This window comes from Rhodococcus sp. PBTS 1, assembly GCF_001620025.1.
Taxonomy (GTDB): Bacteria; Actinomycetota; Actinomycetes; order Mycobacteriales; family Mycobacteriaceae; genus Rhodococcoides; species Rhodococcoides kroppenstedtii.
The window spans coordinates 734945-747445 of the sequence record NZ_CP015219.1; the positions used below are offsets into that span (position 1 = coordinate 734945).

General features: G+C 69.3%; 11 protein-coding genes. 6 read left to right on the top strand and 5 right to left on the bottom strand.

All coding sequences use genetic code 11. From position 1 onward, the window contains the following. Nucleotides 1-16: 16 nt before the first annotated feature. Nucleotides 17-1912, top strand: a complete 1896-nt coding sequence (locus A3Q40_RS03270; protein ID WP_068099777.1) for a flavin-containing monooxygenase — start codon at nucleotides 17-19, stop codon at nucleotides 1910-1912. 46 nt (nucleotides 1913-1958) lie between these two features. Here the strand turns inward: A3Q40_RS03270 and A3Q40_RS03275 are convergent, their stop codons facing one another. After that, nucleotides 1959-2519 (bottom strand): GNAT family N-acetyltransferase, encoded by a 561-nt coding sequence (locus A3Q40_RS03275; protein WP_201132931.1) that lies wholly within the window; start codon nucleotides 2517-2519, stop codon nucleotides 1959-1961. A gap of 22 nt (nucleotides 2520-2541) precedes the next feature. After that, nucleotides 2542-4398 (bottom strand): helicase-related protein, encoded by a 1857-nt coding sequence (locus A3Q40_RS03280; RefSeq protein WP_235606423.1) that lies wholly within the window; start codon nucleotides 4396-4398, stop codon nucleotides 2542-2544. 62 nt (nucleotides 4399-4460) lie between these two features. Between A3Q40_RS03280 and A3Q40_RS03285 the strand changes: the two genes are divergently transcribed. Both A3Q40_RS03285 and A3Q40_RS03290 read left to right on the top strand, forming a co-directional pair. Beyond that, a complete protein-coding gene (locus A3Q40_RS03285; RefSeq protein WP_068099778.1) occupies nucleotides 4461-4994 on the top strand; it encodes a dihydrofolate reductase family protein in 534 nt (177 codons plus the stop codon). A 29-nt stretch (nucleotides 4995-5023) separates the two neighbouring features. Next, nucleotides 5024-5896: an alpha/beta fold hydrolase gene (locus tag A3Q40_RS03290; RefSeq protein WP_082833728.1), complete on the top strand. Its 873-nt coding sequence runs from the start codon at nucleotides 5024-5026 to the stop codon at nucleotides 5894-5896. Here the strand turns inward: A3Q40_RS03290 and A3Q40_RS03295 are convergent. Next, nucleotides 5880-7505, bottom strand: a complete 1626-nt coding sequence (locus A3Q40_RS03295) for a long-chain fatty acid--CoA ligase (protein WP_068099780.1) — start codon at nucleotides 7503-7505, stop codon at nucleotides 5880-5882. The two genes, A3Q40_RS03290 and A3Q40_RS03295, sit on opposite strands and share 17 nt — an antisense overlap. Nucleotides 7506-7535: 30 nt before the next feature. Next, nucleotides 7536-8453 (bottom strand): LysR family transcriptional regulator, encoded by a 918-nt coding sequence (locus A3Q40_RS03300; RefSeq protein WP_068099781.1) that lies wholly within the window; start codon nucleotides 8451-8453, stop codon nucleotides 7536-7538. 83 nt (nucleotides 8454-8536) lie between these two features. Here A3Q40_RS03300 and A3Q40_RS03305 point away from each other — a divergent pair, with 83 nt between their 5' ends. The 3 genes from A3Q40_RS03305 to A3Q40_RS03315 are packed head-to-tail and all read left to right on the top strand — an operon-like array spanning nucleotide 8537 to nucleotide 11690. Next, nucleotides 8537-10006, top strand: a complete 1470-nt coding sequence (locus A3Q40_RS03305) for a CitMHS family transporter (RefSeq protein WP_068099782.1) — start codon at nucleotides 8537-8539, stop codon at nucleotides 10004-10006. Then, nucleotides 9994-11361, top strand: a complete 1368-nt coding sequence (locus tag A3Q40_RS03310; RefSeq protein ID WP_068099783.1) for an acyclic terpene utilization AtuA family protein — start codon at nucleotides 9994-9996, stop codon at nucleotides 11359-11361. The genes A3Q40_RS03305 and A3Q40_RS03310 overlap by 13 nt, the downstream gene beginning before the upstream one ends. Further along, nucleotides 11358-11690 carry an AtuA-related protein gene (locus A3Q40_RS03315; protein WP_069972893.1) on the top strand — a complete coding sequence of 111 codons (333 nt, stop codon included), beginning with the start codon at nucleotides 11358-11360 and terminating at the stop codon, nucleotides 11688-11690. Before A3Q40_RS03310 ends, A3Q40_RS03315 begins: the two co-directional genes overlap by 4 nt. Here A3Q40_RS03315 and A3Q40_RS03320 read toward each other — a convergent pair. Beyond that, the gene (locus A3Q40_RS03320) at nucleotides 11678-12475 is read right to left on the bottom strand and encodes an acyl-CoA thioesterase (RefSeq protein ID WP_068099784.1); all 798 of its coding nucleotides are present in this window, start codon (nucleotides 12473-12475) and stop codon (nucleotides 11678-11680) included. The genes A3Q40_RS03315 and A3Q40_RS03320 overlap by 13 nt on opposite strands. Nucleotides 12476-12501 lie beyond the last annotated feature (26 nt).

Genomic DNA, 12501 nt, shown 5'->3' on the forward strand with positions numbered 1-12501 from the left:
CGACGAGGGAGGCACCATGTCGACACCCACGGTCACCGTCGACCGCGAGCGACTCACGCGTGCGGTCGAGTCGGCGAACATGCCCACGCTCGTCGCCGTGCTGCACCAGCTCACCGGCGACCGCACCTGGCTTACCGATCCCCATCGGCCCACCCGCAGCCGCGGTATGGACGACAACGACAGTGGCGGCTTCGCTCCCGACGTGGCCGAGCGCATTCGCGCCGCGGCGGTCGACGCCATCGAGGCGTGGGTGAACGGCCGACCCGTCGCGATACCCGCCCCGTCCGGCGAGCAGCTCATCGAGATGATCAGCGCTGCGGTCGGTGAGCCCGTGCCGCCCGAGTTCGCCGAGATGATCGCCGAGGACATGGGTTTCGCGGTGCCGGCTCCGCGCGAGGTCCGACCGTCGCACCTGTCGGTGATCGTCATCGGCGCCGGCGTCTCGGGCATGCTGGCCTCGATCCGCCTGAGCGAGGCCGGCATCGACCATGTCGTCCTGGAGAAGAACTCGGACGTCGGTGGTGGCTGGTTCGAGAACACCTACCCGGGCGCAGGTGTCGACACGCCGAGTCACCTGTACTCGTATTCCTTCGCGCCACGGGCCTGGACCTCGCACTTCGGCAAGCGGGACGAGGTGTGGCAGTACCTCGCGGACGTCGCCGACGAGCACGACCTGCGGTCGAGGATCAGGTTCGACACCGAGGTGTCAACGGCCGAGTACGACGCCGACCGCCAGGCCTGGACCGTGCGGACGGCGGCGGGGGAGGTGCTGACGGCCGACGTCGTCGTCACGGCGACCGGGCAGCTGAATCGACCCAAGGTCCCGCCCATCCCGGGCCTCGCGGACTTCGCCGGCCCGATCTTTCACACCGCGCAGTGGCCGGCCGACCTCGACCTGACGGGGAAGCGTGTGGCCATCGTGGGCAGCGGCGCGAGTGCGATGCAGGTGCTCCCGGCCATCGCGTCGACCGTCGCCCACGCGACCGTCTTCCAACGCTCGCCCCAGTGGGTGGCGCCCAGCGACGTGTACTTCGAGCCCATCGTGGACGACGTCAACTACCTCATGGAACTCGTTCCGCTGTACCGACTCTGGTACCGCGCGCGGCTGGCGTGGAACTTCAACGACCGAGTCCACCCGTCGCTGCAGAAGGACCCCGAGTGGGACAACCCCGCCGTGTCCATCAACGCGATGAACGACGCCCACCGCCGGGTGTTCACCCGGTACCTCGAGAAGGAACTCGAGGGTCGACCGGACCTGATCGAGAAGGCGCTGCCCGACTACCCGCCCTTCGGCAAGCGAATGCTGCTCGACAACGGGTGGTACGCGGCGCTCCGGCGCGACAACGTCACGCTGGTTCCCGAAGCAGTGGCGTCCATCGACGCGCACCACGTCCGCGGGGCGCGCGGCACGGTCGCCGAGGTGGACGTCGTGATCCTGGCGACGGGCTTCGAGACTCACAAGCTGTTGACGCCCATCGACGTTCGCGGCCGGTCGGGTCGCTCGATCCGGGAGGCGTGGGGCGAGGAGGACGCGCACGCTTATCTCGGGGTCACCGTGCCCGACTACCCCAATCTTTTCATCACCTGCGGGCCGGGAACCGTGCTGGGACACGGCGGCAGCTACATCACCATCGCCGAGTGCCAGGTGCGCTACATCCTCGACGTACTGGCCACCATGGCCGAGCGCGACCTGGGCGCCGTCGAGGTCAAGGCCGACGTGGAGCAGGACTACGTCGCGCGTCACGACGACGCCCACGCGCGCATGATCTGGACGCACGAGGGCATGGACAACTGGTACCGAAACGGCGCGGGCCGGGTGGTCTCGACCCTGCCCTGGCGCATCGTCGACTACTGGCAGATGACGCGGAGCGCCGATCTGGACGATTTCGTGGTGGAGCCCCGGCGGGGGTAGCGGGATTTTGGTCCGGTTGCGTCGGCTGCGGGCGGGATCCCGCGCGTCAGGAGTGCAACGGGAGCGTTAGACCCGGGTCTCGGTCGCTCCGGAGCATCGCGTAGACGGCCGTGTCCGTCCACTCGCCCTTGCTCCACCAATCCTGCCGGAAGTACGCCTCGCGCTGCATCCTCACACGCTCGGCCAACTTCGCCGACGACGTGTTGCGGCCGTCCATGCGTGCGGTGACGCGGTGGACGACGTCGTGGTCGAAGACGTGGTCGAGGAGCGCCCATACGGCCTCCGTGGCCAGGCCGCGTCCGCCGACCTCGGGCGAGAAGGTCCAGCCCAGCTCGACCAACGCGGGAGAGTCGTCGACGGTCCACGCATCCACGTTGCCGACGACTCGTCCATCGTGCTCCGCGACCAAGGCCACCGCACCGTCGGTCAGAGCTGTTCGTGCGGAACGCTTCTCGACGGTGGCCTCGGCATCGGACCTCGTCATCGGCTCGTGCAAGAGGTACCGGCAGACCCCGGGCCGGCTGTAGTACGCGAGCACGTCGTCGACGTCTGTTCTCGCGTACGGCCGCAGGGTCAGCCGCTCGGTGCGCAGGACGATCGGAGCCACTCCGCGAGGGTATCCCGACGCGTCAGCCGACCCGCGCGGCCAGGAAAGCCTCCGGATCGATGAGGTCCGCCTGACCGACGATCGACCCCAGATCGGCGATGCGCTCGACTCCCGTCAGCACCATCTCCTCCTCGACCGTGCCTTCGGCGTAGCCGTAGTAGCAGGTCGACGACGTGGGGTTGTGGTCCTGGTCGATGCGGTTCGCCCGCCCCTCGATCTGCCGGATCTCGATGGGCGTCCACCGTGGGTCGTGGATCAGGGTGACGCGGGGTGCGAGGGTCGACGACGTCCCCTCGGGGAGCAGCAATTCGTTGGTGTGCAGGTTGATCGCGCTCGTGGTGGTCGAGACGATCACCGGAGCCGCACCCGTCTGGAAGCGACGGATCGCCACTTCCTGCTCCGCGCTGCTCATGCTGCCGTCGACCACGGCGACCTCGAGTCCGCCGTCGCGAAGGTCGTCGGCCAGCGCGGCGACCGACTCGCGGTAGAACATGGACACGAACACCTGGTTGCCGGCCTTCACCCACGCCCGCACTTGATCAGCCGACGCCGGAATCCGCAGATACGAACACTTCTGGCGGAACCGCAACGTTGCCGCCCGCACGCTCGGGTTCTTCTGCAGCACCTGACGACCACCGGACGTCGTCCACACGGGGAGGCCGACCTCCTTGCGGTAGTCCACCCACGCGGCGTTGTAGAGACGCTTCTGGGCGGCGGTCAGTTCCTGGCCGAGCGGTTCCCGCGGCGTGGGCGGCGACGGACGCGAGATCGACCACGGCACAGCACCTCCCGAGAGCCACCGGTGCACGGCGTCGATGTCGCGGGCTCGCTGCGCGGCGTCGTCGGGATCCCAGCGCCATGTCGTCAATCCGGTCGACGCCTTGCCGGCCTTGACGGCGAAACCCGACTCCTCCAGGAAGTGCGCCCACCGAACGGTGAGGGCGTAGCCCAGCGCGCCGTCGTCACCCACGATGTCGACCCCGCGGGCCCGCTCGATCGCGCGCGCCATGTACGCGAAGTGGAGCGGCTGGTAGCCGGGCGTGGCCGACAGCCACACGACGGCGCTTGCCGCTTCCTGATAGCGCCAGACGATCTGCGACTGTTGCGATTCGATGTTCATCAGCGCATGCGCCTCGTCGGCGATCACCACGTCGATGTCGAAACGCAGGTCACCGAGCGCGATGGTCCGCTTGTTCTGCGTCCGTTTGCGTTTGCCCAGATCGGTGTCGGCGGGAACGGACAGCAGTTTCTTCGTCGACTGGTACGTCACCAGCAGCCATCGCTTGCGCTCGGCGGGGTCGAGATCGGCCTCGCTGTCGGCGATGGTGCGGCGCCAGCCGGGCAGCGCGCCCTTGGGCGCGACCACCAACACGGTGGCGACGTCGAGCATCCGCCGCACCGCCTCGCACACCGACAGGGTCTTGCCCAGACCCGTCGAATCCATCTGTGCGAAGTACGGAACGCCGCTCTCGATCGCTGCCAGCTGGCGGCGCACCGACTCGAGTTGAGTCTCCCGCGGGGTCATGGAGCGGGCGCGGATGGTGACCTCGTCATTGGAGGACTCGTTCGCGTCGTCCTCGAGCCACCGCTGCAGGCTGTACGGCGAGGACTCGTACGGCTGCAGGAATTCAGGGAGTTCGGTGCCGTAGTAGGCGAACACTCCCGGCCCGGCCTGCCACCGAGCACCGGCCGCGCCCGCCGCGGAGCGGTCCTCGAACGGCACGTCGAGCACCCACACGCGCTCGCCGGGAGCGGGAGCGCGGAGGTCCGGGTCGGCGGACTTCCGCGTTGCCGCTCGGCGCGGCTTCCGGGTGAGAGCGGCGCGGCGGCTGCCGGCGCGGACGGTGCGGGCGGTGGTGGTGGGTTTGCGAGGAGGCATCGCGAGCAGTCTGACCGATCGAACCGACAACCCGCCCCACCGCCCGGCCGTAGCCTTGCTCGATGCGCCCCCTCCGCTACTCCATCAACGTCTCGATCGACGGGTGCTGCGACCACACGGCCATCCCCGCCGACGAGGAACTGCACGAGGTCGCCGCGGACAACCTCGCGCGCTCCGACGCCCTGCTGTTCGGTCGAGTGATCTACCGGATGATGGAGGAGGCGTTCCGTGGTCCGTCCGATCCCGACGACCCCTTCGCCCGCGCGATCGACGCCGCCCACAAGTACGTGGTCTCATCCACGCTGACGAGCGTCGACTGGAACGCCGAGCTGATCCGCGGAGATCTGCGGACAGCCGTGGAGGAGTTGAAAGCGCAGCCCGGCACCGGCATCGCGACGGGCGGCGTTACTCTGCCGCGCGCACTGGCCGAGATGGGTCTCATCGACGAGTACGAGTTCATCGTGCACCCGAGGATCGTGGGCCACGGGCCGTCGGTGTTCGGCGGCCTGCGCCAAGCCGTCGATCTCGAGCTGGTCGACCGTCGTGACCTCCGGTCCGGGGCCGTCGTGCTGCAGTACCGCCCCGTCGGGCGATGAGTTCGGCTCCCTCGTCGGGTCGATACGACATGACCATTCACACGCTCGCCGTCGACGGCGCCACCCTCACCTACGACGTCCACGGCGACCTGTCGTCGGGGACGCCCTTCGTTCTCGTCGCGTCACCGATGGACGCGGCCGGATTCGAGTCGCTGCGGTCCAGGATCAAGGACCGCCCCGTCGTCACCTACGACCCGCGCAACGCCGGCCGCAGCCGGCGCGACGAGCCCACTGCAGCCGTGACGCCCGAGCAGCACGCAGACGACCTCCACGCCCTGATCGTCGCTCTCGGTGTCGGTCCGGTCGACGTGTTCGCCTCCAGCGGCGGAGCCGTCAACGCTCTTGCCTGCGTCGAGCGCCATCCCGATGCGATGCGCACGCTCGTCGCCCACGAACCCCCCGCCGGCGGCGTGCTCCCGGACCGGGTCGCGATCTCCGCCATATGCGCCGACATCGTGGCAACCTACGACGCGTCCGGGATGGGCTGGGCCATGGCGAAATTCGTCGGCATCGCCATGCATCGCGGACAGGTCGACGACGGCTACCTCGCGCAGCCCGCACCCGACCCCGCGCAGTTCGGGATGCCGACCGACGACACCGGGGACCGTACCGATCCGCTCATGTCGAACCTGCGCGGACTCGGATGCGACTACGCGGCCGACGTCGATCGTCTCCGACAGGCGTCGACACGCGTCATCCTTGCCGTGGGGGAGGAGTCGGGCGGTCCTGACGATGGCGAACTGGCCGGTCGCGCAGCCCATGCCATCGCCGCCGCGCTGGGGAAGGATGCCGTCGTTTTCCCCGGTGGCCACAACGGCTTCCTGGGCGGCGAATACGGCCAGATGGGCAAGCCCGACGAATTCGCCGCCACTCTGCGCGAGGTGCTCAGCTCAGCTGAATGACGTCGAGCTTCCCCTCGGCATGCGAACCCCGCAGCCGCTTCTTGTCGTACTTGCCCACGCTGGTCTTGGGCACCTCGTCGATGAACGTCCACCGCTCGGGCAGTTGCCAGTGGGCGACACGCCCGTCGAGGAACTCCCGCAGTTCCTCCGGGGTGACCGACTGACCGTCCTTGACCACGACGGCAACCAGCGGCCGCTCGTCCCACTTCGGGTCCGGGACGCCGATAACGGCGGCCTCCAGCACGGCCGGGTGCTCGACGACGTGGTTCTCGAGTTCCACCGACGAGATCCACTCACCGCCGGACTTGATGATGTCCTTGGACCGGTCGGTGAGGGTGAGGTAGCCCTCGGGCGAGATGGTGCCGACGTCGCCGGTCCGTAACCAGCCGTCGTCGAACTTGTCGGAACCGTCGGCGCGGTAATAGCTTCCGGTGATCCACGGGCCGCGCACCTCGAGTTCGCCGACCTGCTCGCCGTCCCACGGCAGGACGGTGCCGGCGTCGTCGACCAGCCGCGCTCGGACCCCGGCGACGAAGCGCCCCTGAGTGCAGCGGCGGTCGAATTCGTCCTCGGGCGAGAGGCCCGCGTCGGGACGGCCCGACGTGCCCAGCGGCGACGTCTCCGTCATGCCCCACGCCTGGGAGATCGGCACGCCGTACTTCTCGCGGAACGCGCGAATCAGGCTGGGCGGGCACGCACTTCCGCCCACCAGCACCTCGCGCAGGCTCGACAGATCGACCGGGTGCTCCTCGAGGTGCACGAGCAGGGCCTGCCAGATGGTCGGCACCGCGGCGGTCGCGGTGGGGCGCAGCGTCGACAGCATCTCGGCCAGCGGCGCGGGCTGAAGGAAGCGGTCCGGCATGATCAGCGACGCCCCGACCATCAACGCGGCGTAGGGCAGCCCCCACGACATGGCGTGGAACATCGGCACGATGGCGAGCACCGAATCTCGCTGCGAGAGCGCCATCGCGTCGGTCATGCAGGCCTGCATCGAGTGCAGCCAGATCGACCGGTGCGAGTAGACGACGCCCTTCGGGTCACCGGTGGTGCCGGAGGTGTAACACATTGCCGCGGCGTCGGTCTCGTTCAGCTCGGGCCAGTCGAAGGTCTCGGGGCGGCCGGTCAACAGGTCGTCGTACCCGTGCACGGTGATGGAGCCCGGCGCGTCCACGGAGCTCGGATCCGCCCCGACCACCACGAGGTGCCGCACCGTCGACATTGTCGACAGCAGCGGGACGAGCAGGGGAAGCAAGCTGCCGTCCGCGATGATCACGTGATCCTCGGCGTGCTCGACGATGTAGGTGAGCTGCTCGGGAAAAAGGCGGATGTTGAGGGTGTGCAGCACGGCGCCCATCGCGGGCACCGCCATGTACGCCTCCATGTGGGCCGCGTTGTTCCACATGAAGGTGCCGACGCGCTGATCCCCGTCGACGCCGAGTTCGCGCAGACCGTGCGCGAGTTGCGCGGCGCGACGCCCGAGGTCGGCGAACGTCACGGTGGTCGGGCCCGTCTCTGACCAGGTGGTCACCGTCGCCGTCGCATGGATCGACGTTCCGAACCGCACGAGCTGCCCGATCGACAGCGGGGTGTCCTGCATCGTGCTCTTCATGGCGCTCCTCCGGTCGTCGAGTGGTCCCGGTCACATAGTGCCCGCTGCTGTCGTCGTCGGTGACGGAACGGCGGTGAGGAGGGCCAGGAAGGCCCGGGCGCTCGCGCTCGGGCTGCGCCCGGGCAGCGTGACGACGGCGATCTCCCGCGACACCGACGGAACGAGAGGCCGGTGGACGAGGCCGGCGAACGACATCATCGGCACGACCAGCTCGGGAACCGCCGTGATGCCGAGGCCGGCCGCGACCAGGCCCGCGACCGCACCGACGTTGTGTGCTTGGATCGTCGGACCGGGCGTGACCCCGATGCGCTCGAGTGTGGACGTCACGTACGTCGAGATGCTGGACTCGGGCCCGAACGCAATGAACGGCTGCCCGTTCAGGTCCGACCAGTCGACCGTCTCCCGCTGCGCCAGAGCGTGGCCCGGCGGGAGGGCGCAGACGAAACTGTCGGACCCGATCTGACTCCGATCGAGGTCCGTCGCGCCGCCGGCCGCCGCCACGACGGCGAAGTCCACGGCGCCGTGGCGCACCGCGTTCAACACGTCGTCACGCAGACCGTCGCGAATGTCGACGGCGACGTCGGGATACGCCGCGCGGAACCGCACGATGAACGGCGGCAGAAAGGTCGCGGCGATCGACGGCAGGCAGGCGACGGTCACCGTCCCGCGCTCACCGAAGACGAACCGCCCGATCTCGGCGAGGCCGTCGTCGAATTCGAGCAGGACCCGACGCGCTCGCGCGGCGACCTCGCGCCCGTCACCGGTGACCCGCACGCTGCGGGTGGTGCGTTCGAACAGGCGCGTGCCGAGACGACGCTCGGCTTCGGCGATCGCCCGGCTCAGGTTCGGCTGCGAGATCTGCAGGGCGGTGGCGGCCGTCGTGAAGCTCGCATGGTCGGCCAGAGCCACCACGGCCCGTAGGTGGGTGATGCCGAGATTGATGCCCATGGCGCATGAATGTATGCCTGGTTGACGTTGGACGTGCAGAAGTGATCCGGATAACACTGAGCCGTCCGAATGAAGGAGCGCACATGTTGTCTTTGCTGGGGTTCGGGACGATCCTGGTCATCCTCCTGTTGCTGTTCACGCAGCGCGTCGCCGCGATCATCGCCCTGGCCGGCGTTCCGCTGATCGCCGCGTTCGTGGCGGGGAACTCGCCGTCCGAGGTCGCAGCGTTCGTGAAGAGTGGACTGGGCGGCGTCGTCGGCGTCGCGACGATGTTCCTCTTCGCCATCGTCTTCTTCGGGATCATGCGCGACGCAGGCCTCTTCGACCCGGTCGTCCGGCGCATCGTCCGCCTCGCGGGCAACGCACCGCCCACCGTCGCGGTGGCGACGACGGCTCTGGCGGTCGCGGCCCATCTCGACGGCGCCGGGGCGACGACGTTCCTCATCGCCGTGCCGGCCATGCTGCCGATCTACGACCGCCTCGGGATGAGCCGCCTCGTCCTGGCGACCTGCGTAGGCCTCGGCGCCGGCGTCATGAACGTCCTGCCCTGGGGTGGTCCGACCGCCCGTGCGGCCGCGACGGTCGGTGTCGACGCGAACGAACTGTGGGTTCCGCTCATCCCGGCTCAGATTGCGGGCGTGGTGTTCGCCCTGGCCGTCGCCTACTACCTGGGCCGACGCGAGCGGATCCGGTTGGCCAAGGTGGCCGACGGTGACGCCTCCGCGGTGATCGAGGAATCGACCGCACGGGTCGGCGGGCGCATCGCGGTCGGGTCGGGAAGTTCGATCGGCTCGGGTGGTTCGACGCCGGTCGGGCCGTCGGCAGGCGGCGACGACTCCAGTACCCCGGTTGCATCCGACGCCGCGGAGGCCGACACCCCCGCCGAGAGCGCGGCCCCCGCGAGCGGCGATCCAGCGCTGTTGCGCCCGAAGTTGCTGTGGGTCAATGCTGCCCTGGTGGTGGCCACGCTCGCTGCCCTGATCGCATCGATCGCGCCTCCCGAGATGTGCTTCCTCATCGCGTCGATCCTGGCGCTCCTGATCAACTACCGCGGAATGAAGGCGCAGCAGGCCCGCGTCGAGGCCCATGCGGTGGGCGCGATGCTCATGGTCGGAACCCTGTTGGCAGCCGGGGTTCTGCTCGGCGTGCTCGACGGCAGCGGCATGATCGAGGCCATGGCCGTCAGCGCCGCGAACGTCGTTCCCGACGGAATGACTCCGGCGCTCCCGCTGATCGTCGGCGTGCTCGGCGTGCCGATGAGTTTGCTGTTCGGCCCGGACGCGTACTACTTCGGTGTGCTGCCGGTGCTGATCGAGGTGGGGGACCAGTTCGGGGTCAGCGCAGTGCATCTGGCGCAGGCGTCGATGCTCGGCGAGGAGACGGTCGGATTCCCGATCAGTCCGCTGACCGGCGCGTTCTACCTCCTGGTGGGTCTGGCTTCGGTGGACATCGGCAAGCACATCCGCCACATGATCGGGTGGGCCTGGCTGGTCAGTCTCGGCATGCTCGGCGTGGCCGTGCTGACGGGCGCCATTCCGGCGTGGGCCTCGTGACGCGCAGCGTGCGGGTCGGTGCCGGAGCGGGATTCGCCGGGGACAGAATCGATCCCGCGGTCACGCTCGCCGAACGGGGAAACCTGGACTACCTGGTCTTCGAATGTCTCGGTGAGCGCACGGTGGCCACCGGTCAGGCCCGACGCCTCGCCGACCCCACCACGGGATACGACCCGCTTCTCGCCGCTCGCATGTCGGCGGTCCTGGCACCGACCACCGCGTCGGGATGCACGATCGTCACCAATTCCGGTGCAGCCAACCCCGTCGCCGCCGCGGAGGTCGTGGCGCAGGTCGCACGCCGGACGGTCGACCGGCCGGTTCGCATCGCCGCGGTCACGGGCGACGACGTCCTCGACGCGGTACGCCGCGCCGACCCCGTTCTGTGGGAAACCGGACGACGACTGTCGGAGCACGACGACGCGCTGGTGTCCGCCAACGCCTACATCGGTGCCGACGCGGTGCTTCCGGCCCTCGACGCGGGCGCGGACGTCGTGGTCACCGGACGGCTCGCCGATCCGTCGCTCTACCTCGGCCCGCTCGTGCACGAATTCGGGTGGTCCCTCGACGACTGGCCCCTGCTCGGCGCCGGTACGGCCGTCGGGCACCTGCTCGAATGTGCCGGACAGCTCACCGGCGGTTACTACGCCGATCCGGTCACGAAACCCGTTGCCGGATTGGCTGATCTGGGGTTCCCGTTTGCCGACGTCGCGTCCGACGGCACCGCCGTCTTCGGCAAGGCGGACGGCACCGGCGGCGAGTTGACCATGCGCACGTGCGCCGAACAATTGCTCTACGAGGTCGGTCAGCCGGCGTCGTACCTCACCCCCGACGTCACCGCGGACTTCACCTCGGTGACCTTCGACGACCGCGGATCCGATCGCGTCGGCGTCCGGGGTGCCACCGGTCGCGCGCGGCCCGACGAACTCAAGGTGACCGTGGGGTTCCGCGGCGGATGGATGGGGGAGGGCCAGATGTCGTACGCCGGTCCGCGCGCCCTGCTGCGCGCTCAACTCGCGGCCGACATCGTGCGGGAACGACTCGACCGGGTCCACGGATTCGACACCCGCGGTATCGGTGTCGAATTCATCGGTGCGGGTGCGGCATTCCGCGGTGTGGTGCCGCCGACGGAGGCGCCGGAAGTGCGACTGCGGGTCACCGCGTCGGCGCCGGACCGCGAGACGGCCGCGATCGTCGCGTGGGAGGTCGAGAGCTTGTACACCAACGGGCCGGCCGGCGGAGGGGGCGCCCGCGGTGGACATACCGAGGTACTCGCCATCAGGTCCTGCTCGATCCCCCGCACCGTTGTCCGCACCGAGGTGCACACGGTGGACGTGACGACGGAGGTACACGCGTGAACAGCGAGGTGACCGTGGACGACGTCGCCGACGTCCGCACGGGCGACAAGGGAGACACGGCCATCGTCGCCGTCTTTCCCCGACGCTCCGAGATGTACGACGCGGTGCTGAACGCGATGTCGGAAGACGCGGTGGCGTCGTTCCTAGGCGCCGGGGTCACCGGGCCGGTGCGCCGGACGCCGATGCGGGGAGTGCGGGGCATCGTGTTCGAGGTACCGGGACTCCTCGGCGGCGGCGTCACCGGCAGTCCGGTCCTGGACGGACACGGCAAGTGCCTGAGCTATCTGGTGGCGACCATGCCGCTGCCAGGACTCGGTCACCCCTTGTAATAGACCACCTGATGTCCGGTGGCGAGGAGCTCGCCACTCGCCGACCACAATTCGGCCGACTGGTCGAAGTAGCCGCGGTGGAACCGACGCGCGTGCGCCGTCGCGAGCACGTGAGCGTCACCGTGGGCGGCCAGGTCCTCCGCCGTCGCGAAGTAATGGATGGTGAGCGAGATGGTGCCCGCCGGCAGGTACTGCCCACGGCGCTGAAAGACACGGGGGTAGAAGATGTCGGTCATCGACGTGAGAGCCACGTGGTCCAGCGGGCGCGGTGGGGAGTCGCGCACCCAGAGTGTGGCGACGGAGTCGGCCGAGCCGGTCTCGTCCAGAGCGCCTGCGTGGAACCGCATCTCGTAGTTCTGAGCCCACGCGATGAAGTCCGGCAGGCCGGCCCGCTCGACCTCGTCCGCGGAGGGAACGACAGGTGGGGCGGACTCGATGTCGTCCCACGTCTCCCTGCGGGTGCCGAACACCGCGGTGGCCGTGGTCGCGATCGTGCCGTCCTGCGACAGCTCGAGGTACCAGTGCTGGTTGCTGCGGTTGGTGCGCACCGGCCGCGCGTGAATGTCGAAAGGGCCCTCCGCGACCGGCCCGGCGAAATTGACCGTCAGGCTCACCGGGTCGCCCAGCCGGTCGGGGTGCAGCTCGATCGCCCGCACCAGGATCGCCGCGGTCACGCCGCCGAACGGCCCCACCATGTTGTTGTACGGCGCGGTGGTGCGGCCCCGGAAGCGTCCGTCACCGAGCTGCTCGAGCTCGAGGGCATCGTCGAACGGGTGGGTGCTCATCGGTCTCCCGGGGTCGGTCGGACTGG